The sequence below is a fragment of the Actinotignum timonense genome (assembly GCF_030216305.1).
GTDB classification, from domain to species: domain Bacteria; phylum Actinomycetota; class Actinomycetes; order Actinomycetales; family Actinomycetaceae; genus Actinotignum; species Actinotignum timonense_A.
Window position 1 is genome coordinate 250,779 of sequence record NZ_JASOKT010000001.1, and the last position, 19,983, is coordinate 270,761.

20 protein-coding genes are annotated in these 19,983 nt (G+C 63.0%); 4 read left to right on the plus strand and 16 right to left on the minus strand.

The window, feature by feature from the left end; translation table 11 throughout:
- Positions 1-3 precede the first annotated feature (3 nt).
- The 7 genes from mutM to QP305_RS01145 are packed head-to-tail and all read right to left on the minus strand — an operon-like array spanning position 4 to position 6,204.
- A complete protein-coding gene (mutM, locus tag QP305_RS01115; protein ID WP_284903410.1) occupies positions 4-885 on the minus strand; it encodes a bifunctional DNA-formamidopyrimidine glycosylase/DNA-(apurinic or apyrimidinic site) lyase in 882 nt (293 codons plus the stop codon).
- Positions 886-894: 9 nt separating this feature from the next.
- Positions 895-1,674, minus strand: a complete 780-nt coding sequence (rnc, locus tag QP305_RS01120) for a ribonuclease III (RefSeq protein ID WP_284903411.1) — start codon at positions 1,672-1,674, stop codon at positions 895-897.
- Between the two features lie 11 nt (positions 1,675-1,685).
- Complete coding sequence (locus QP305_RS01125) at positions 1,686-2,246, minus strand: YceD family protein (RefSeq protein WP_284903412.1); 561 nt, start codon at positions 2,244-2,246, stop codon at positions 1,686-1,688.
- On the minus strand, positions 2,246-2,839 hold the full coding sequence (locus QP305_RS01130) for a hypothetical protein (protein ID WP_026429460.1): 594 nt from the start codon (positions 2,837-2,839) through the stop codon (positions 2,246-2,248). Before QP305_RS01130 ends, QP305_RS01125 begins: the two co-directional genes overlap by 1 nt.
- Complete coding sequence (coaD, locus tag QP305_RS01135; protein ID WP_016442914.1) at positions 2,836-3,309, minus strand: pantetheine-phosphate adenylyltransferase; 474 nt, start codon at positions 3,307-3,309, stop codon at positions 2,836-2,838. The genes QP305_RS01130 and coaD overlap by 4 nt, the downstream gene beginning before the upstream one ends.
- Before the next feature lie 48 nt (positions 3,310-3,357).
- Positions 3,358-3,987 (minus strand): 16S rRNA (guanine(966)-N(2))-methyltransferase RsmD, encoded by a 630-nt coding sequence (gene rsmD, locus QP305_RS01140; RefSeq protein WP_284903413.1) that lies wholly within the window; start codon positions 3,985-3,987, stop codon positions 3,358-3,360.
- A gap of 3 nt (positions 3,988-3,990) precedes the next feature.
- Positions 3,991-6,204, minus strand: coding sequence for an ATP-dependent DNA helicase RecG (locus QP305_RS01145; RefSeq protein ID WP_284903415.1), 2,214 nt, complete (start codon positions 6,202-6,204; stop codon positions 3,991-3,993).
- A 312-nt stretch (positions 6,205-6,516) separates the two neighbouring features.
- On the opposite strand from QP305_RS01145, the gene rpmB reads away from it, so the two are divergent.
- Complete coding sequence (gene rpmB / locus QP305_RS01150) at positions 6,517-6,708, plus strand: 50S ribosomal protein L28 (protein WP_016442917.1); 192 nt, start codon at positions 6,517-6,519, stop codon at positions 6,706-6,708.
- Positions 6,709-6,897: 189 nt separating this feature from the next.
- Here the strand turns inward: rpmB and QP305_RS01155 are convergent, their stop codons facing one another.
- The 5 genes from QP305_RS01155 to QP305_RS01175 all read right to left on the minus strand — a co-directional run bounded on the left by QP305_RS01155 (position 6,898) and on the right by QP305_RS01175 (position 12,604).
- On the minus strand, positions 6,898-7,629 hold the full coding sequence (locus QP305_RS01155) for an SDR family NAD(P)-dependent oxidoreductase (RefSeq protein WP_284903416.1): 732 nt from the start codon (positions 7,627-7,629) through the stop codon (positions 6,898-6,900).
- 48 nt (positions 7,630-7,677) lie between these two features.
- Positions 7,678-8,907, minus strand: a complete 1,230-nt coding sequence (locus QP305_RS01160; RefSeq protein ID WP_284903418.1) for an L-lactate MFS transporter — start codon at positions 8,905-8,907, stop codon at positions 7,678-7,680.
- A gap of 351 nt (positions 8,908-9,258) precedes the next feature.
- Positions 9,259-10,275: an alcohol dehydrogenase AdhP gene (gene adhP / locus QP305_RS01165; RefSeq protein WP_026429465.1), complete on the minus strand. Its 1,017-nt coding sequence runs from the start codon at positions 10,273-10,275 to the stop codon at positions 9,259-9,261.
- Between the two features lie 187 nt (positions 10,276-10,462).
- Positions 10,463-11,521, minus strand: coding sequence for a thiamine-phosphate kinase (thiL, locus tag QP305_RS01170; RefSeq protein WP_284903420.1), 1,059 nt, complete (start codon positions 11,519-11,521; stop codon positions 10,463-10,465).
- Entirely contained in the window at positions 11,522-12,604 is a 1,083-nt protein-coding gene (locus tag QP305_RS01175; protein ID WP_284903421.1) for a D-alanine--D-alanine ligase family protein, read from the minus strand.
- A gap of 96 nt (positions 12,605-12,700) precedes the next feature.
- On the opposite strand from QP305_RS01175, the gene QP305_RS01180 reads away from it, so the two are divergent.
- On the plus strand, positions 12,701-13,342 hold the full coding sequence (locus QP305_RS01180; RefSeq protein ID WP_284903422.1) for an AMIN-like domain-containing (lipo)protein: 642 nt from the start codon (positions 12,701-12,703) through the stop codon (positions 13,340-13,342).
- Positions 13,343-13,345: 3 nt separating this feature from the next.
- On the opposite strand, the gene murA is transcribed toward QP305_RS01180, so the two are convergent.
- The 3 genes from murA to leuC form a co-directional block, all read right to left on the minus strand.
- Positions 13,346-14,671: a UDP-N-acetylglucosamine 1-carboxyvinyltransferase gene (gene murA / locus QP305_RS01185; protein WP_284903423.1), complete on the minus strand. Its 1,326-nt coding sequence runs from the start codon at positions 14,669-14,671 to the stop codon at positions 13,346-13,348.
- 89 nt (positions 14,672-14,760) lie between these two features.
- Positions 14,761-15,411, minus strand: a complete 651-nt coding sequence (leuD, locus tag QP305_RS01190; protein ID WP_284903425.1) for a 3-isopropylmalate dehydratase small subunit — start codon at positions 15,409-15,411, stop codon at positions 14,761-14,763.
- 13 nt (positions 15,412-15,424) lie between these two features.
- Positions 15,425-16,837 carry a 3-isopropylmalate dehydratase large subunit gene (gene leuC, locus QP305_RS01195; RefSeq protein ID WP_284903426.1) on the minus strand — a complete coding sequence of 471 codons (1,413 nt, stop codon included), beginning with the start codon at positions 16,835-16,837 and terminating at the stop codon, positions 15,425-15,427.
- Between the two features lie 246 nt (positions 16,838-17,083).
- Here leuC and QP305_RS01200 point away from each other — a divergent pair, with 246 nt between their 5' ends.
- Positions 17,084-17,845 carry an IclR family transcriptional regulator gene (locus tag QP305_RS01200; RefSeq protein ID WP_051278627.1) on the plus strand — a complete coding sequence of 254 codons (762 nt, stop codon included), beginning with the start codon at positions 17,084-17,086 and terminating at the stop codon, positions 17,843-17,845.
- A gap of 104 nt (positions 17,846-17,949) precedes the next feature.
- Here QP305_RS01200 and QP305_RS01205 read toward each other — a convergent pair whose 3' ends face one another.
- The gene (locus QP305_RS01205; protein ID WP_284903429.1) at positions 17,950-19,176 is read right to left on the minus strand and encodes a glycosyltransferase family 4 protein; all 1,227 of its coding nucleotides are present in this window, start codon (positions 19,174-19,176) and stop codon (positions 17,950-17,952) included.
- Positions 19,177-19,371: 195 nt separating this feature from the next.
- Here QP305_RS01205 and def point away from each other — a divergent pair, with 195 nt between their 5' ends.
- Positions 19,372-19,929 carry a peptide deformylase gene (def, locus tag QP305_RS01210; RefSeq protein ID WP_284903430.1) on the plus strand — a complete coding sequence of 186 codons (558 nt, stop codon included), beginning with the start codon at positions 19,372-19,374 and terminating at the stop codon, positions 19,927-19,929.
- Positions 19,930-19,983: the final 54 nt, after the last annotated feature.

A 19,983-nucleotide genomic window follows, 5' to 3' on the forward strand; every position in this document is an offset into this window, starting at 1 on the left:
ATTCTACCCAATCGGAGCGACTTGACATACCGGGCACAGCGTGGTGGAACGGCCCCCGAGGGTAATTTTCTGCAAGGGGGCACCGCAGCGCGCGCAGGGCTGCCCGGCCCGCCCGTAGGCCTGCAAAGACCGCTCAAAATAGCCGCTCTCCCCATTGACATGCACATATAGCTGATCAAACGACGTTCCGCCGGCAGCCAGCGCGGCCTCGAGTACCTCCCGCCCGGCATTGAGCAGTGCCTGCGCCGCAGCCGCGGGGAGCGCCGTCGCCTCCGGGTGGATGCGCGCCCGGTAGAGCATTTCATCGGCGTAAATATTGCCGATCCCGGAAACAATCTCCTGGTCGAGGAGCACCCGTTTAAGCGCGCGCCGCGTGGTGCCGAGAATGTCGAGTAGCGCGCTTTCGTCCAAATAAGGGTCGAGCAGGTCGCGGGCAATATGCGCCACGGGCGCGGGTACGACGGCGCGCTTGGATCCCGCCCCGCCCGGCTGGCCATCAGCGGTGGCCTGGAAAGTGACCGGCGCCAGGTAGCCGAAAGTGCGCTGGTCCACGAAGTCAAGGAGCAGACCGTTATCGAGCTCGAAGCGGGCCCGCAGGTGGCGGCGCTGCCCGGCAGTGCTTTCTTCCTCGCCCGGCTCATCCACCCGGAACTGCCCGGACATACCCAGGTGGGCAAGGAGCGCCAGGTCCTCTCCCATATCGCACCACAGGAATTTTCCGCGCCGCACCACCGCTCGCACAGTGCGACCCACCACCGGGGCCAGGCCCTGCGGGGCACGGCGGATCACGCGGGTTCCGAAAGCACGGGCACCAAGAATGCGCCGGCCGACCAGGTGCTCGGCCAGCCCGCGCCGAATGGATTCAACTTCGGGAAGTTCGGGCACGCCTACCTACTAGGATTCCGCGCCGGCAGTGCCGTCGGTGGCGGATGCACCCGTGCCGGGAGCTGCGTCGTCGTTCTTATCCTCAGCCACCGGCTGTACTTCGCCTTTCTCGATCAGATCGGCGAGAATCCGGTAGGAGGCTTCCGCGGCGGCGTGGCGCGCGTTCTTTTGCGAGGTGCCTTCGCCGCTGCCCCATGCGCGCCCGGCCATCGACGCAACGGCCGTGAAAACGCGGGCGTGGTCCGGGCCGGTGGAGCTGAGTTCGAACTCCATGGTGCCGTCCCAACCCAGGCCGTGCGCGAGCTCTTCGAAACTCGTTTGCCAATCGAGGTTCGGGCCCAGCACGGAGGCGTCTTTGATCTTGGAATCGAGGAGTCGATCCACGATTTCGCGGGTGGGTTCCATCCCGTGTTCCAGGTAGGTGGCGGCGATCAGCGCTTCCACGGTATCGGAAAGGATGGAGTCCTTATTGCGCCCGCCGGAGCGGTCTTCCCCGCGGCCCAGGCGCAGGGAATCGCCCAGGTTGATACGCCGCGCCACATCGGCGAGTGCCTTTTCGGACACCGCGTAGGTTTTCATCTGGGACATATCACCTTCGGAAGCGTCCGGGTATTCCCGAAAAACTTTCTCCGCGATAATGAGACCCAAAATGGAGTCACCCAGGAATTCCAGGCGTTCGTTATGGGGTTCGTCGTGTTCGAAAGCGAAGCTGCGATGCGTGAGGGCGCGGCGCAGCAGCGGCCGGGGCAGGTCAATTCCCCACTGTTCCACTAATTCGCGATAGGCCATACGTACTCCGCTTACTCCTGTGCTCGCAGCTGGGCTTCCAGCGCGTCCAGGGCATCCGAGCGCCGCGGCGGGGCCTCATGGTGGTGCCCTTCGGGCAGGTCTTCCAGGCGTTCCCCGCAGCCGGCGCACAGGCCCTGGCAGGTGGGCGAACACAGCGGCTGGAAGGGCAGGTTGAGCACGATGGCATCGCGCAGTACCGGTTCCAGGTCCACGTGGTCATCCTCAATAACCGGGTGTTCTTCGGCGTCCTCATCCCCTTCGGCGATGAGTTCGGCGCGCCGCTGCGGGTAGTAGGCCAGGTCGGATACGTCCTGGGTGCGTTCTTCGTGAATATCACGCAGGCAGCGCGAGCACTGGCCCGCAACCGTGAAATGCACCTGCCCGCCGATGTACACGCCTTCGGAAACCGAGGTGAGGCTGAGGTCTACATCCAGCTCGGATCCGGTGGGGACGGTCATGAGCTCGATACCCAGATCCGCGGGGGCGGCAAAAGTTTCCCGCACCGGCATGAGGGAGCCGTCGCTACGCGGTAAATCGTGCAGCGACACAACAAAAGGACTGCGAAGGTCCACTATTCCTCCTCGGAATGATCAAAAACAGCGTCGGTGGTTTCTTGGCGGCTGGCGAGAACTTCCCGGCCCGCGTAAATCTGGGCGAGGGCCGCATCCATTTTTTCGTGCGCGGCCCGCACGGCTTCTTCCAGCGCGGCGGCCACCCCGTTTACCTGGCCTTCCAAGGTGGCGAGGGTGGAATCGGAGTAGTGGTTGGCGCCGTCGCGCAGCCGTTCGGCCTTCTGCTTGGCCTCATCCTCAATCCGGGCGGCGGTGGAGCGCGCCGCGATGGTGATGGCGTCATTGGAGACGAGCCGGCTAGCCTGGGCGCGCGCTTCGGCCACAATATTTTCCGCATCCTGGCGGGCCGAGGCAATAATACTGGCGGCTTCCTGGCGGCCGGATGCGCGCACCGAATCGATATCGGCCAGCACGTCATCGGCACGAAGCACCTGGTCGGGCACCGCATCGCGGGCGAGCTGGAGCAGGTCACGCACCTCGGATTGGTTGATCATCACCGAGGCGGACATGGGGATGGACCGGGCGTTATCCACCAGGGCGAGGAGCTCATCGAGGATCTCCACCACCGATTCCCCGCGCGTATCCTGAGTCATTGCATCTCCTCTTCCAAAGCCCGCGCCACCCGCGCGGGAACGAAACTCCGCACGTCACCTTTGTGCCGTGCCACATCTTTGACCAGCGAGGAGGCAATATGGCCTTTCGCCGGGTCCCCCACCAGGAACACCGTTTCGATGCCCGATATTTCCCGGTTCATGAGCGCCATGGGGTATTCCGCATCCAGATCCACCGCGGAACGCAGCCCCTTGACGATGGCGTCCGCCCGGATATCGCGGCAAAAATCCACCAGCAGCCCGCCGAAATCCTCCACCCGCACATTGGCCATGTGGCGCACTTCTTCGCGAATGAACTCCACGCGTTGCCGCGGCGAAAAAAGCGGATTTTTCGAAGAGTTATGCGCGACCAGAATAACAACCTCGTCAAAGAGGGAAGCGGCGCGGGCAAAAACGTCGAGATGTCCGAAAGTGACGGGATCGAAGGATCCGGGGCAGACTGCAAGCGTCATAGTTATAGCCTAATCTTTCCTGAGGCGCTCGGCCTAGTCGACGCGCGATTATTGCGCGCTCTCGGCCGACGCGGGGCGCTCGCTCGCCGCCGCGGTTGCGCCGGGCGTTGCCGTTTCTCCGCCTTCCGTGCCCGCGCTGCGCTGCGCCGTCCACAGCGTCGCGGTCCCGTAACGGCGCGAATCATCGAGTTCCCACCCCTCCGGCCAGCTCGGTTCCGGTGAGGAGCTATCGCGTTCCACTACGACGACGGCGTCCGCGGCTACATGCGGGGCCAGGCCTTCGAGCACTTTCGTGATCTGTGCTTCTGTATAACGGTAGGGCGGATCCACGAAAACGGCATCGAAACGATAATTCGGTTCCTGGGAAAGATACTTTTCCGCTTTCATCCGTACCACGGTCACATCGAGGTGGGCGCGGGCAGCATTGTCACGAATAATGCTGACGGCCGGCCCTTCCGATTCAACCAGCACGACGGCGCGTGCCCCGCGGCTTTTCGCTTCCAAACCCAAGGCACCCGAGCCAGCAAAAAGATCCAGGACTTCCCCATCCGCAATAAAGCCGCGATGGTCGAGCCGGGAAAATACCGCTTCGCGGGCTTTTTCCGAGGTGGGGCGGGTTCCCGAACTCGGCACCCGCAAAATATGCCCCTTGGCGGTTCCGGCAACAATACGTGTCATTGCTTATCCCCTTTCCAGGTAGGTGGCTCGCTCGGTATCCAATGCGTCCGCGGCCCGCTCCAGCTCCGCCGGCAGCGCGCCGCGTTCCACGAGGTCCGTGGCGGCGGCGCGCGCGGTAGCGATAATATCAGCGTCGCGCACCGCGGAGAGGAAACGCAGGTGGGAGGTGGTTCCCGCCTGCCGGGTCCCCAGCACATCACCTTCGGAGCGCAGCTCCACATCTTTTTCAGCCAGCGCGAAACCGTCCGTGGTGGCGGCGAAAGCCGCGAGGCGTTCGGCCGCCAGGCTTCCTTCCGGGGCGCCGCTCACCGCCAGGCACAGCCCGGCTTTGCTCCCGCGCCCGATGCGCCCGCGCAGCTGGTGCAGCTGGGACAGCCCGAAACGTTCGGCGTTCATAATGATCATCATGGTGGCCTGCGGCACATCCACCCCCACTTCGATAACGGTGGTGGAAACGAGCACCGGGACCCGCCCGGCCGCGAAATCCGCCATGGCGGCGTCTTTTTCCGCGGCGCTCAGCCGCCCGTGCATCTCCCCCACCGCGATTCCCTCGAATTGGGGCAGGGCGCGCAGGCGTTCGGCCAGTTCAGTGACGGTGGCCAACGTACTTTCGCTGCCCGGGTCCTCCGCGGGGGTGGCTGCGTCGTCGTTCTCACTAATACGGGGAGCGAGCACGTACACGCGCCCGCCGCCCGCAATTTCTTCCCGGGCGCGCCACCACATGCGCGCGATCCAGTTCGCGCGGTTTTCCGGAACGACGACGGTGCTCACCCCGGCGCGCCCGCCGGGCAGTTCACGCAAGGTGGAGACGGCCATATCTCCGAAAACGGTCATGGCGACGGTGCGCGGGATGGGGGTGGCGGTCATGACGAGGGTGTGGACGCCGCGCGCGAGGATATCGCGTTGGTCCACCCCGAAGCGGTGCTGTTCGTCCACGACCGCCAGGCCGAGGAAGGGAATCTGGACGGTCTCGGAAAGCAGCGCGTGGGTGCCGATAATAATGCCGGCTTCTCCCGAGGCGATACGGGCCAGGGTGGCGCGGCGCTCGCTGGCGGTGAGCGATCCGGTGAGGAGTTCCACCCGGGTGGAGCATTCGGCGGCCCCCAGCATCCCGCCCGCGGCCAGGTCCCCGAGCAGTTCGCGCACGCTGCGGGCGTGTTGGGCGGCCAGCACTTCGGTGGGCGCCAGGAGGGCGGCCTGGCCTCCGCCATCGACCACCTGGAGCATGGCGCGCAGGGCCACCACGGTTTTCCCGCTTCCCACATCGCCTTGGAGCAGGCGCTGCATCGGGGTGGTGGCGGCAAGGTCCGAGGCGATTTCCTCCCCCACCGCGCGCTGCCCGGCGGTGAGCTCGAATGGCAAGCGGGCGTCGAAAGCATCCAGAAATCCACCGCTTTGCGGCGGGTAGGCGGTGGTGGGATGCGCGGCGCGGGCGGCGCGGCGCCGGGCGAGGACGGTGTGAAGCATCAGGGCTTCTTCGTGGCGGAAGGGTAGCTGGGCGAGCGCGGCGGTGATGGGTTCCTCGGGGCGATGGGCCCGGCGCAGCGCCTCGAGCCGGGTGGGCAGGCCATGAGCGCGCCGGTAGCCGGCGGGAAGCAGATCGGGAACATCCGCGCTGGTCAGCCCGGTGAGAACGGTGCTGACCGCCCGCTCGATTTTCCAGGAGGGTAGCGCGGCGCTGGCATGGTAGATGGGGATGGGGCGGCGCAGGCGCTCCACGTCCACGCTGCCCTCGTCTTCTACCAGGTCGTAATCCGGGTGGGTGAGTTGCAGGGTGCCACGGTAGGAACTCACCGTGCCCGAAAATGTGGCGACCGTGCCGGGTTGCAGGCGCCGTTCGTGGTAGGCCAAAACTCGCTGCGACTTCGCGAAAAAGGTGAGGCTGAGTTCGCGGGCGCCGTCGGTCATAAGAACGGAGAGGATGAAGCCGCGCCGCGCGCGCATGGGCCGCAATTCCGCGCCCACCACCCGGCCGATCACGGTGACGTCCTCGCCTTCGCGCACCTGCTCGATGGGGAGGAGTTCGCCGCGGCGCGCGTAACGGAAGGGCAGGTGATAGAGCAGTTCACCCACGGTGTGCAGGCCGAGCCGCGCGAACGAGGTGGCGCTGCGTTTGCCCAGGGCGCGCTCAAGGGGCACGCTGAGCGCGGTCCACCCGTCCGATACCACGGCCGGGGTGCCGCCTCGCGTCTGTGCCGCCGCCTGCGCGCTGTCCATACTCTTCAGATTAACACCCGCGTTATATTTTCCCTAACGGCACGTTGCCCGCACGGCACGCGGTGGCGCAGCACGTGGTGGTGCGGATCGGAACTCTTATGGTGCGGGCCGGCACCGTGGGGACCATGCATTGTTTGTTACGACGACGCCGCCATTCCCGCCACACGTGCCCTACGCCACGGAGGGAACCTTTGGCAAGTGCTCTCCCGACCGCTATACTAGTGGAGTTGTAATTTTCCTATGCGCTCAGGTGTATCTACCGAACAGCGGCAGGTGCGCGAGCGGATCCATGATCAACCGAAGGAGAACACCGTGGCTTCTGTTTGTGACGTCTGCGGCAAGCACCCGGGCTTCGGGAAGAGCGTCTCGCACTCGCACGTGCGTACTAGCCGCCGCTGGAACCCGAATATTCAGCGTGTTCGCGCGCTTGTGAAGGGCGCCCCCAAGCGCCTCAACGTGTGCACCTCGTGCCTCAAGGCCGGCAAGGTGCAGCGCGCCGCCTAAGTACTGTGGCTTCGCTGAGCTCTGGCTCGCTCTTGTGAGTTAGCTGGGCTCAGCATAGGAAGTGGTCGGAAACATGGATATTGTTTCCGACCACTTCCTTTTTCTTTGGAGAACCGGTACCCCGTAAACCTCTGAGGGGAACATGAATCGGGGTTACAACCGGGGTGATTCCCAGAGTTTCTCCGGCTTTTATTGGATGGTGAAACCGCCATCCACGGTCAGCGTGGTGCCGTTCACGAAACCGGCCTTACCATCCGCCAGGAAGAAGACGGCTTCCGCAACTTCTTCAGGCTGGCCAAAGCGGCGCAGCGGAACCGGATCGGTGGGGATCGAGTCGACAATGCCGGCAACCAGAGGCGTCACGATGGTACCGGGTGCCACGGCGTTGAAGCGGATGCCTTCCTTGCTGTATTCCGAGGCCAGGTGCTTGGTGTAGCCAATAACGGCGTGCTTAGCAGCGGTATACGCGGCCCCACCCTTGGCAGCTACGATTCCGGCAACGGAGGCAATATTGACCACCGCACCCTCGCCGCGCTTGAGCATGCCGGGGAGGACTGCGTTCGTCATATCAAAGACGGAGGTCAGGTTAATAGCCAGGAGGAAATCCCAGCGTTCGCGCGGGGTATCCAGGGATGCCTGGTACTTATCAAAGACACCGGCGTTATTGACGAGCACGTCGATATGCTCGAATTCTTTTTCCACCTCGGCCACGGTAGCGATGATGGAATCGTGATCGGTCAGGTCAATGGTGAAGGATGCGGCTTCCCCACCCGCGGCCTTGATCTCTGCCACCGCAGATTTCAGACCGTCCTCATTGACGTCAAGAAGGGCAACCTTGTAGCCGCGCTCCGCGAAGAGCTTGGCCTCCGTGAGCCCCATACCCGATGCCGCTCCTGTGATAACAGCAGTTTTCTGACTCATTTTTTCTCCTCTTATATTGGGTTATACCGCCGCTGGCGGCAGCTTTTATTACTTGGAGCGCCGCTGTGACACGGAGCCCTTCTTCATAACAATTCCGAGAGCAGCGATGGCAGCAACCGTCAAAACCGCTGCCCACATAAATGCCGGGGCATAGTTGCCACTTTGCCGATAGAAGGCCGCCAGCTGGGGAGCGATGAGGGCAGCAACGGAATACGCCGTGAACATAATGGCGTAATTGAGGGTGGAGTACTTGGCACCAAATTGGTCAGATACCAGGGCAGGGAAAAGCGCGAGTAAGGCGCCGCCCGAAGCACCGACCAAGGCCATCAAAGCAAGGAACAGGCCCGCGTTAGTCACCACGGACATGGAAAGCATGGCGGCCACATTGACGGCCATGGCGATCATCAAGGTGATTTCGCGCCCCAATTTATCCGAGAGCGCTCCAAAGATCATCCGACCAATGAAATTGGATAGGGCCACCACGGTCACGGAAATCGTAGCTAGCTCAACTGACATGCCGGCTTGTTCTTTACCGATGGTGGCCGCCGCCCCGAGCATCATCATGTAGGAGGTACCCGCGCCCACGAAAACGAAGAAGAGCAGCCAGAAGGTCGATGTTTTCATCATTTCTCGCCAGGTGAGCTGCACTCCGCCGGGCACGGAAGAATTCGTACTGGGCGGGGTCCACCCGGCAGGAACATACCCTTCAGCCGGAGGGCGCACGAATGCCGCGAAGATGAACATAAGGGCGGCATACACAATTCCCAAGACGATAAACCCTGCGAAAACACTCTTGGCCTCAATAACCGCGGTAGCCACCGGTGCCGCGAAAACCGGACCGACCGCAGCAAATCCGATAACCAAACCGGAGGCGAGGCCCCGCCGATCCGGGAACCACTTGAGTACCGAGGTGATGGTGTAGTTATAGATCATGCCACCGCCGATGCCTGCCAGCACCCCGAAGGTCAGCCACATCATGGCAACGCTCGTCGCAAAGCCGGTGAGTACCCACCCGACACCGTAAAATAACGCTCCGGTGAAGACGATGCGGCCGGGCGTAACCTTATGCGCGACGGTTCCGACGATAATCCCCATGAGCGCGATGAAAATGTTGTAGAGCGTGAAAGCCAGGGTGATCTGACCCATCTCCCAGCTGGTTTCTTCCATGAGGGGAGAAACAAAGACCGAGAAGGCAGATGTGCCCGATAAAGCAAAGGTGAAAACACTGCCGGATATGAGGACGAGCCAGCGGTTTGGCGTTGAAACAATCGTTCCCATAGATAATCTCCCAAGGGTGGTAGCCACAAAGTTCCGTTGCCCATTCAACCGAACAAGTAGGCCGTAAGTACTAATGTGACCTAGAGTACCACCGGGTATACCCGGCATGCCACAAAAAAGAGATCAGTATAAGCAGGTCGTGAAAGTGGGCGAGCAGGGCGTAAGTTTGTGCAAGCAGGAGCCGGAAGGCCGAAAACTAAGAGCCGAGAGGCCGCAACAACAAGGAATCGGAAAGCTGTGTAAGCAAAAAGGGGCGGACCCGGATAAACCGGATCCGCCCCTCCCGAGTAGGGATTATGCAGAAGTCGCCCCGCGGTGACGCCGGGTCACGCGCGGAGGATTTGCCAAGCCCTACTTGGAGAAATCAACAACCATGCGGCCTTCGATCTTGCCGGCCAGCATTTCGTCGATCATATCGTTGATGTCATCGAGGGGACGGGTGGCCACGATCGGCTTGACGAGGCCCTGGGCCCCGAAGTCGAAGGCTTCGGCCAGATCCTGGCGGGTACCCACGAGGGAGCCCACCACCTTGATGCCGTCCAGAACCGTGCGGTGGATATTCAGGTCAATGGTGCCCTTCGGGAGCCCGACGCACACCACCGTGCCGGCGGCCTTCATGGCGTCCACGGCCTGACCGAAAGCAACCTGGGATACCGCGGTCACCACCGCAACGTCCACGCCGCCCACTTCCTTCTGGATCCATTCCCCGGAGTTGATATCCGAGGAATTGACAACGAGGTCAGCGCCGACCTTCTTTGCCGATTCCAGCTTCTCGTCATTGATATCCACCGCGACTACGCGGGCCCGGAAGACATTCTTGGCGTACTGGATGGCAAGGTTACCCAGCCCGCCCGCGCCGTAAATCGCCACCCACTGGCCGGGGCGGATATTGCCATTCTTGAGGGCCTTGTAGGTGGTCACGCCCGCGCAGGTGATGGACGAAGCTTCGGCCGGATCCAGCCCTTCGGGGACCTTGACGGCATAATCGGCGACGACGATGCACTTCTCGGCCATGCCACCGTCAACGCTGTAACCGGCATTTTCCACGTTCCGGCACAGGGTTTCGTCACCGGTCACGCAGTATTCACAGTGGCCACAACCGCGGAAGAACCAGGCGACAGACACGCGGTCGCCCACCTTGAGCGAGGTGACATCCTCACCGATTTGTTCCACAACGCCCACGCCCTCGTGGCCGATAATGCGGCCGGGCACGTCACCGAAATCACCGAGCGCCACGTGGATATCCGTGTGGCACAGGCCGCAGTATTCGATATCGACGAGTGCTTCGTTGGCCTTAATCGGGCGCAGTTCCACGTCCTTAATGTCAACGTAGCCGTCCGAGGTTTCTCGAACTGTCGCTGCTCGCATTTTCTCCTCCTATTTCAGCGGGAGCATCCTTACTCCCAGTTGATGCGGTGCGGTTCGCCGCACCACTTCTTATTTTTGCGAGCGTCAGCATAATCTTCCAGGGGAGAACGTCCTGATTTCGCGCAAAAAAAACACCTATCCGGATAACGGTGCAGCGGCCCTCACCAGCGACCTTCGGCCTCGGCCCTCACCCGCGCCGGAAATGATCCCAACCGCTTCCCCGCGTCCAGGCGCGCCCGTCCACGGTCACCAGACCGCCCGGATGCGCCGCTTCCACCGCACCGATAAGGCTGAAGCCTTCCGGGAGGTGCGGGATGCGCGCTCCCCAGGCCCGTTCCGGGCTCACGTCCATCGTGGCGAGGAAACCGTGATCTTCTCCCCCGGTGAGCACACAGCCATAGGCCCACTCCAGCGGATCGGAACGGCCCAAGTGCCGGGCCACCTCGAGGAGGTCATGGGCGTGGCGGGAGAGCGTCTCAGAATGAATATCGATATGCACCCCGGAGGCGGCAGCTATCCGCTGCGCATCGCGGAGCAAGCCGTCAGACACATCCATCATCGCCCCGCGCAATCCGGCGCGGACCGCGCGCAGCACCTCGGTCACGGGCGGGCGCGGGCGTAGAAAATCCTGAATGAGGCGGGTGGCGGCATCCGGGAAAGCTCCCCGTTCCGGAGCAAAGCCGCGGCTGAGAAGTTCCAAACCGGCCGCCGCCCGCCCCAAATTCCCGCAGTGAATAAGGGGCTGCCCGGGCGCTGCCGCCGAGCGTTGCAGCGGGGTGCGCCCTTCCAGATCACCCAGAATGGTGGCGCTGATGGCCATATGGCTCCCGCCCACGAGGTCTCCGCCGTCGACCCCACATCCGAGCGGGCCGCAACATTCGGCCAGGCCGCGCGCAAGGTCACGCACCCAGGCGACCGGGACGTCCCCGGGCAGTTCCATGGCGACGACGAGGGAACGCGGCCGCGCTCCCATCGCAACAGCGTCGGCAATATTTTGGGCGGCCACCCGCCAGCCGACATCGCTCCCGCTGGACCAGTCGCGCCGAAAATGCACGCCTTCCACGAGCATATCGGTGGAGACCGTGACCCGGCCGTCGCTCAAGCCGAGCACCGCGCTATCGTCCCCGCTGGGGACGATTGTTGTTTCGCCACGCGGGAGCAGCGGCACGATCTGGGCGAGGAGTTCCGCTTCGCTCAGGTCGCGCACCAGGGGCCCGGGCATATTACTGGCAGGTGGCCGGGGCATTTAGCGCAGCCCTACCCCGCGCGCGAGGGCGAGCTCGATGAGTTCGGAAATGAGATCGCGGTAGGCCAGCCCGGTTTTCTCCCACAGGATGGGGTACATGGACACGGCGGTGAACCCGGGAATTGTATTGTGTTCGTTGACGTACATCTCCCCGGTGGTGGTGTAGAAGAAGTCCACGCGGGTCATGCCTTCGCATTCGAAAACCTCGAAAACGCGCCGCGCCAGGCCCCGCATTTTCTCCGCGTCCGCCTCCGGGAGCGCGGCAGGAATCTCCATATGGAAGCCTTCGGTGGCCACGTATTTGGTGGCGTAGTCATACCATTGCACGTCCAAAACGATTTCCCCGAGCACGGATGCGCGCGGCGCGGCACCGTCACGCCCGCCGAGCACGGCGCATTCGATTTCACGGCCCGGGATTCCCGTTTCCACAATGACTTTAGGGTCGACGGCGCGCGCTGTGGCAATGGCGGCGTCGAGCTGCGAAAGTTCAGCTACCCGCGTGATGCCCAGTGAAGATCCGGCGCGAGCTGGTTTCACGTACACGGGAAGCTGCAAACGTTCGGCTACTTCCGCGCGTACGCCCTCCGGGTCGGCGTTCCAGCGCTGGGGTTCCACGAGCACGTAGGGCGCAACCGGCAGGCCGGCTGATTCCAGCACCAGTTTCATATAGTGCTTATCCATGGCCGCGGCCGAGGCGAAAACCCCGCAGCCCACGTAGGGAATTCCCATCATTTCGAAGGTGCCCTGGATGGTGCCATCTTCGCCGAAGGGGCCGTGGAGCAGCGGGAAGGCCACGTCGATAGGCCCGAGGCTGCGCGAACTACCGTCCTCACCGCGCACCACGAACCCCCCGCCGGGCCCGAAATCTGCCAGCACGCGTTCTCCGTGATATTTCACGTCCGCGCCGGCAGCCACCTCCTCCGTGCTCATGGGAACCCAGATGCCTTCGGTGGTGATGCCGATGGGGATAACGCTATAGCGCTCCGGGTCAATAGCTCCCAGAACGGAAGCCGCGGTGAGGCAAGAGACGGAGTGTTCTCCGGATACGCCCCCGTAGATGAGGGCGACGTGATGTGTGGCCACGAATGGACACCTTTCTACTCAGTGCTGTTCCCAGGGTAGTACGCCGGGCCGCGCGGCAAGGTGACAAACCCGGGCGCGGCCTACTACAGTAAACATATGACACAGAACACAATGAAGTCGTTTCTCCTGCTCGCAGGCGCTGCCGCCCTCACGCTGGCCGGTTGCTCCGGGACCGGGAAGGGTGCTCCGGCTAGTGATGGCGCGGCCACGCCGTCCACCCCGGCCGCTTCTTCCCCTGCGCCAGCGGTGAGCCAGTCCCCCAGCCTCACACCCAAGGCTGCGGAAAGCTCCCTCAAGGGCTTTATTGAAGGGGACTCGCAGTCCCCGAATTATCCCAAGCTCACCGAGAATTCCGCGGTGCCCACCGCCGTGCGGGCGGCCGGCCACGAGGGCTGGGACCGCGTGGTGGTGGAATACGATAGCGATGCCGATCTGGAATGGTTCAGTTTCTTCGGTGATGAGGCCATTCAGGATGGTTCGGGGCGGCCCCTGGATATTCCGGGCAAGCGCTTCCTCACCCTGAGTATTTCCGGGGTGACCTACCCGGAGGATCCGGCGCAGGCCGCGGATCTCTCCGTGCCGAACCTCGGGGGCGCGAAGGTGGTGCAGGGAGTCCACGTGGAGCACGCTTTTGAGGGCATGCACCAGGTCCATATCGGGCTGGATAAGGATCGGCCCTACCGGGTGCAGGTGCTGGAGAGCCCCAAGCGGGTTGTTATTGACGTTGCCAATAACTAATCCTTAGGCATCCAGCGGCGTGACGTCCGCACCGAGGGCCTGGAGTTTATCCAGGAACTTTTCGTAGCCGCGGTCGATAATATCCACCCCGGAGACCCGGGATTCCCCTTCGGCCGCCAGCGCGGCAATGAGGTGGGAGAAGCCCCCGCGCAGATCGGGAACCACAATATCGGTGGCCCGCAGCGGGGTGGGCCCTTGGATAACGGCCGAGTGGTAGAAATTGCGCTGCCCGAAACGGCATTCGTGCCCGCCCAGGCATTCGCGGTAGGTCTGGATATTGGCGCCCATATCCCGCAGCGCTTCGGTGAAGCCGAAACGGTTTTCGTAGACGGTTTCGTGGACGATGGACATGCCTTCGGCCTGGGTCAGGGCGACGACGAGCGGCTGCTGCCAGTCGGTCATGAAACCAGGGTGCACATCCGTTTCAAAAGATACGGATTGCAGAGCGCCACCCGGGTGCCAGAAGCGGATGCCGTCGTCACGCACATCGAATTTCCCGCCGACTTTCCGGAAAAGATTGAGGAAAGAAGTCATCGACTGCTGTTCGGCCCCGCGCACGAAAATATCGCCACCGGTAGCCAGCGCGGCAGCCGCCCAGGAACCCGCTTCGATACGGTCGGGTAGCGAGGTGTGGGAGTATCCCACCAGTTCATCCACGCCTTCCACCCGGATAACCCGGTCGGTATCCACAGAAATAATCGCGCCCATTTTCTGGAGCACCGCGATGAGATCCATGATTTCCGGTTCCACCGCGGCATTGGACAGCTCGGTTACGCCTTCCGCCATAACGGCGGTGAGGAGAGTCTGTTCGGTAGCCCCCACGGAAGGATAGGGCAGGCGTACCGGCTTGGCCCGCAGGCCCTTGGGCGCCACCAGGTGCATACCCGTTTCTTCCTGGACGCGCTTGGCGCCGAATTCTTCCAGGACCCTCAGGTGGAAATCCACCGGACGCGAGCCGATATGGCACCCGCCCAAATCCGGAATATAGGCTTCGCCCAGACGGTGCAGCAGCGGGCCGGCAAAAAGAATGGGGATACGGGAAGAGCCGGCCAGCGCGTTCACTTCGTGCGGATCGTGGGGCAGGTGAATATCACCGGGGGTGATCTCCACGGTTCCGGCTTTCGGCTGGTAGTTGACTTCTACCCCGTGCAGGCCGAGCAGCTCCGAAACCACGGTGACGTCACGGATTTGCGGCACATTGCGCAGTACGGACGTTTCTTTGGTGAGCAGGGAGGCAACCATGGATTTCGACACAAAATTCTTTGCGCCGCGCACAGTAATCTCACCGCTCAGGGGGACTCCTCCGCGAACCACAAGTTGGGACACCATACTCTCCGCCTTTCTCGCGTGTCACAGGTACCCAGCCAGCATACCGGCCCACGGCCGGTTTCCGGAGTTATGAGGATATCCGGGTGGCGTTATGCCTGCGAATCTGGCTCCAGGCGCGCCGAGCGAACCGGCACCTCGGGTAGATGCCGCTGCGGCAGGGTACGCGGAGTGAAACCCGGCTGGCGGGCTTCATATTCCTCAATGAGGGAGATATCACGCAGAGTCAGGTCGATATCGTCCAGGCCTTCCATGAGGCGCCAGCGGGTATACGGGTCGATGTCAAAGGGGTAGGTGATATCGGCGCAGCGCACCTCGCAGGCGTCGAGGTCCACGGTCAGCTCCCGGCCCGGCTTTTCTTCTAAAAGTTCCCACAGCCGGCTGGCGGCGTCGTCGCTAATCTGCCCTGCAACCAGGCCCTGTTTTCCCATATTGCCGCGGAAAATATCACCGAAACGCGGGCTGAGGACGGCGCGGAAACCGTAGTCTCGTAGTGCCCACACGGCGTGTTCGCGCGAGGATCCGGTCCCGAAATCGCGCCCGGCTACCAGAATGGAGCCGGCCGCGTACGGGGCCTGGTTGAGGATAAAAGCAGGGTCTTTACGCCGTTCGTGGAAGAGGGCGTCCTCGTAGCCGCTTTTGGTGATGCGTTTGAGGTAGCGGGCGGGCAGGATTTGGTCGGTGTCCACCTCGGTTTCGCGCAGGGGGACGCCGATGCCGGTGTGCTGGGTGAAAATCTCCACGGGCGTGTTCTTTCTACGCTGTAGGGGCGAGGTCTGCGGGATGGGAAATATGGCCGGTCACCGCGGTGGCGGCGGCCACCAGCGGAGAAACGAGGTGGGTGCGCCCGCCCGGTCCCTGCCGGCCGCGGAAATTCCGATTCGAGGTCGAAGCGCAGCGCTCCCCCGGGGTGAGCTGGTCCGGGTTCATGCCCAGGCACATGGAACAGCCTGCATTGCGCCATTCGGCACCGAAAGCTCGGAAGACTTCATCCAGGCCTTCGGCTTCGGCCTGGAGGCGCACCCGCGCCGAGGCCGGCACGATCATGACGCGCAGGTCTTTGGCTTTGTGGCGCCCGCGCCACACCGAGGCAACCGAGCGTAGATCTTCAATGCGTCCGTTCGTGCACGAACCAATAAAAACGGTATCCACGTGAATATCGCGCATGGGCGTACCCGGCCGCAGGTCCATATAGTCGAGGGCTTCCCGCGCGGCCTGGCGCTCTTTTTCTTCCGGCAGTGCGTCCGGATTAGGTACGACGCCGGACAGCGGCACCCCCTGCCCGGGATTCGTTCCCCACGTGACAATGGGCTCAATCTCGGCGGCCTCAAGAACCACTTCAGTATCAAAATGCGCATCCGGATCGCTATACAGCGTGGACCAGTAGTCCACCGCCGCGTCCCAGGCATCCTCGCGCGGGGCGTGGGGGCGCCCGCGCACGTACTCCACGGTGGTGGCGTCCGGGGCGACCAGCCCGGCGCGCGCTCCCGCCTCAATGGACATATTGCAGATCGTCATGCGCGCTTCCATGGACAGCGCCCGGATTGCCTCCCCGCGATATTCAATAATGTGCCCGGATGCTCCGTTGGTTCCGATTTTGGCGATGACGGCGAGGATAATGTCTTTCGCGGTCGTGCCTTCGCGCAGGGTGCCATTGACGGTAATGGCCATATTTTTGAAACGCTGGAGGGGCAGAGTTTGGGTGGCGAGGACGTGCTCAACTTCCGAGGTGCCGATGCCAATCCCGATGGAGCCGAAGGCACCGTGGGTGGAAGTGTGGGAATCCCCGCACACAATCGTCATGCCCGGTTGGGTCAGGCCCAGTTGGGGGCCGACCGCGTGAACAATACCCTGATCCGCGTGGCCGAGGGAATAGATCGGGATGCCAAACTCCGCGACGTTCGCGCGCAGGGCATCCACCTGTTTACGCGAGGTGGTATTCGCGATGGGGCGATCAATATCGATGGTGGGGACATTGTGATCTTCCGTGGCGACGGTGCGTTCCGGGCAGCGCACCGGCCGGCCTTCTAGGCGCAGGCCGTCGAAGGCCTGCGGGCTGGTCACTTCGTGGATGAGATGCAGGTCAATGTAGAGGAGGTCCGGCGTGCCTTCCTCGCCACGCCGAACCAGATGGGCGTCCCAGATTTTATCCGCGAGCGTGCGTCCCATCCCTACCCTCCTCTTCATCATTCCGGGGAATTTTCCCGGGTTCTTTTTGCGGTTACTCTGTCTACTCTTCCAACGGTGATCGGTTGTGGTGGTCCGCGCGCTAGTTTACCCAGTTCCGTCCATATGGCAAGATGAAATTCTCACATTCTGGACATTATGCGACTGTAGCGCGGGCGGCGCGTCGCTGCGCGCGGCACCACAGTGTGGACGTTTGCATCTCACTTATTGAGATGAGAAAATCTCGGTATGGTTGATTCTCCTCACGCTCAGCCTGCGCCCGCCCCGGAGGGAAGTGGTGTGGGCGTTCTCGATAAGGCTGCCGCCGTGCTCGATGCTCTCGAGGCCGGCCCGCAAACATTAGCGCAATTGGTGACCGCCACCCATTTAGCAAGGCCGACGGCGCATCGCCTGGCCGTCGCGTTGGAATACCACCGTTTCGTTTCCCGCGATAACGAAGGGCGTTTTTCTTTAGGGCCGCGCCTGGGTGAGCTCTCCTCCGCCACCGGTGAAGACCGCCTCATCGCCGCGGCGAATCCCGTGCTTATCGCGCTGCGTGACCATACCGGGGAATCTTCTCAGCTTTACCGGCGCCAGGGCGACCAGCGTATCTGCGTGGCAAATGCCGAACGCACCATGGGCCTGCGCGACTCTATCCCGGTGGGTGCTTCTCTATCTATGAAGGCCGGTTCTGCGGCCCAGGTGCTGCTTGCCTGGGAGGAACCCGATCAATTGCATCGCGGTTTGCAGGGCGCTTCCTTTACGGCCACGAATCTTTCCGCGGTGCGCCGGCGTGGCTGGGCGCAGAGCGTAGGCGAACGCGAAGCCGGGGTGGCTTCTATTTCCGCGCCGGTGCGCGGGCCGAGCGGGCGGGTTATTGCCGCGGTGTCGATTTCGGGACCGCTGGAGCGGATGGGTCGCCAGCCCGGGCGGGTGCATTCGGCCGCGGTGGTGGCCGCAGCTGGCCGCCTTACCGATGTTCTACAAACAACCGAGGGTATTAACGAGTAAAGGTAGTAGCGAGTAGTCGAGTATTATCGCCCGCTGCGTAGATACACGGATGCGCGTCACGGCCTGGTGTTTTCCTACACCGAGCCACACACCCGACTATCCGGCTAGCGGGACCGACTATTCTGCATAGCCCGCTCATATTCAGCGAGAACCCGGGGCACCACCTCCTCCCACCCGTACCCGGGCGCCACGCTGGCATTGTGGTGGGCAATCCGGGTGCGCAGCGCGGTATCCTCCACCAGGCGGGCGAGCTGCGCGACCATATCCGCATCGGTTTCCGCCAGGAGCGCTGAGCGCCCGTCTTCTAAGAAATCATCAGCTCCGGTGCCGGCCGGCGAAACAATGGGCAGGCCAGCTGCCCGTGCCTCCAGGGTGGCAATCCCGAAGGCTTCCCGGCGTGAACTGGTGAGGTAAATATCCGCGTGACGGTAAGCCTCCATGAGCCCGGCCCGGTCTGTGCGGCCGGGAAGATGAAGCCAGCCGCTCCCGGGCCCGGAGCAGTTGGTGGGGTTCCCGTGAGCCCGCCCGCGCCGTTCTAATTGGGAGCGCAGCGGGCCATCCCCGTAAATGGTGAGGTGAATATCCCGCCCGGTGAGCTGGCGCGCACCTGCCACGCAATCGATGAGGGCGGCATTGCGTTTGCGCGGGGCCAGGCGCCGCGCCGCCACAACCTCAAGCCGCCTATCCGAGCTGACAGTTGAGGCTGCGCCTGCACCGGCATCGCAGCCGCCGCCCGAATAGCCAGCTGCGCCACCGAGCGCCTCCGCACGCGCGAGGCGATAAGCGGCAACCGCGCGCCACTCCCCCAGATCCACACCGTTAGGGATAACCGCGACGGCGCCACCCACGGCCCGGCGTACCTGCCCAGCCACCCACGTGGATACCGCGTTATGAACCACGCCGCGCGCCGTAACCCAGCGCAGCGGAGCAAGCAGCTTTTCCACCGGATCCAATACACAGTGCCAGGTGACGGTAGTGGGGATTCCTTCCGCCGCCGCTATGCGCATCGCGGCCCACGCAAAAGGCGACACAACTCCGGCCTGAATATGCACCACATCCGCACCCCGCATCGAGGCACGCAGTTGGGCGCCGTGCCCCGGGGAGACCGGGAGATTACCGAAGAGCGCTGAGGTAATGCGCTGGACGGGAAGGCCCGCCACGATATCGCGATCTGCCGGACTTCCGGGAGCCGGAGGCGTATCACGCGGGGTGGCGGTGATGACCAACACCCGGTGGCCCGCATCCTGCAAGGCCAGACCAAGATCCCGGGTTTGAGCTTCAATCCCGCCCAGGCGGGGCAAGAAGCAATCCGAGACGAGCGCAATGCGCATAAGCCCTCACTTTCGCACAGAGACCCCCTCACGGAGGAGCCCCTTGACCGGCTACCCACGGGTAGCCGGGGTAGGTGCGGCGTCGTTCCTTTTCCTAGCGTCAGCTTAGCGCCCGCCTCCGACAGAAAAAGACCACCCGAAATTTTTAAAACGGAATGCTCTTTGCCTGGGCGCGCCCGGGCCTTAAACTAAAGCATGGCTATTCTTCCTATTTACATCACCGGCGATCCCGTTCTGCATCGGCCGGCCCAGCCCATTACGGAATTTAACGAGGACCTGGCTCAGCTGGTCGAAGATATGTATGAAACCACCGTGGCCGCTCCCGGGGTGGGGCTAGCCGGGCCGCAGGTGGGTATTGGCAAACAGATTTTTGTGTGGGTCTACGCCGATCAGGATGAGGCTCCCGAGCGCGGCGTCGCCATTAATCCCACGTTGTTTATTGAACCTGTGAATCCGGATGAAGAGCCTTTCGAAGAAGGATGCCTGTCCTTCCCCGGGGAACAGTATCCCCTGGCGCGCTCCCCGCACGCTTTGCTACGGGCGCAAAACGAAAAGGGCGAGCATTACGAGATCGAGGCAACCGGGTGGTTCGCGCGTATTCTCCAGCATGAATACGACCATTTGACCGGGCATTTGTACGTGGATCGGCTCACCGGGCGCGAGGAAGCCGCGGCCAAGCGTGCCAAGCGTGAGCACGGTTGGGGCAAGAAGGGGAATACCTGGCTGCCCGGGCGCGACAACCTCGAAGATTAGTCCTTTCGCTCCCGCGCACCCGCGGCGCGGACTCCCATTCATTTTTTGTTCATA

Excerpts from the sequence above, each read along its gene's own strand:
- rnc (WP_284903411.1), bottom strand. The coding sequence starts at position 1,674 with ATGGCCTATCGCGAATTAGTGGAACAGTGGGGAATTGACCTGCCCCGG.
- QP305_RS01130 (WP_026429460.1), bottom strand. The coding sequence starts at position 2,839 with ATGACTCAGGATACGCGCGGGGAATCGGTGGTGGAGATCCTCGATGAG.
- coaD (WP_016442914.1), bottom strand. The coding sequence starts at position 3,309 with ATGACGCTTGCAGTCTGCCCCGGATCCTTCGATCCCGTCACTTTCGGA.
- rsmD (WP_284903413.1), bottom strand. The coding sequence starts at position 3,987 with ATGACACGTATTGTTGCCGGAACCGCCAAGGGGCATATTTTGCGGGTG.
- QP305_RS01145 (WP_284903415.1), bottom strand. The coding sequence starts at position 6,204 with ATGGACAGCGCGCAGGCGGCGGCACAGACGCGAGGCGGCACCCCGGCC.
- QP305_RS01155 (WP_284903416.1), bottom strand. The coding sequence starts at position 7,629 with ATGAGTCAGAAAACTGCTGTTATCACAGGAGCGGCATCGGGTATGGGG.
- QP305_RS01160 (WP_284903418.1), bottom strand. The coding sequence starts at position 8,907 with ATGGGAACGATTGTTTCAACGCCAAACCGCTGGCTCGTCCTCATATCC.
- adhP (WP_026429465.1), bottom strand. The coding sequence starts at position 10,275 with ATGCGAGCAGCGACAGTTCGAGAAACCTCGGACGGCTACGTTGACATT.
- thiL (WP_284903420.1), bottom strand. The coding sequence starts at position 11,521 with ATGCCCCGGCCACCTGCCAGTAATATGCCCGGGCCCCTGGTGCGCGAC.
- QP305_RS01180 (WP_284903422.1), top strand. The coding sequence starts at position 12,701 with ATGACACAGAACACAATGAAGTCGTTTCTCCTGCTCGCAGGCGCTGCC.
- murA (WP_284903423.1), bottom strand. The coding sequence starts at position 14,671 with ATGGTGTCCCAACTTGTGGTTCGCGGAGGAGTCCCCCTGAGCGGTGAG.
- leuC (WP_284903426.1), bottom strand. The coding sequence starts at position 16,837 with ATGGGACGCACGCTCGCGGATAAAATCTGGGACGCCCATCTGGTTCGG.
- QP305_RS01200 (WP_051278627.1), top strand. The coding sequence starts at position 17,084 with ATGGTTGATTCTCCTCACGCTCAGCCTGCGCCCGCCCCGGAGGGAAGT.
- QP305_RS01205 (WP_284903429.1), bottom strand. The coding sequence starts at position 19,176 with ATGCGCATTGCGCTCGTCTCGGATTGCTTCTTGCCCCGCCTGGGCGGG.
- def (WP_284903430.1), top strand. The coding sequence starts at position 19,372 with ATGGCTATTCTTCCTATTTACATCACCGGCGATCCCGTTCTGCATCGG.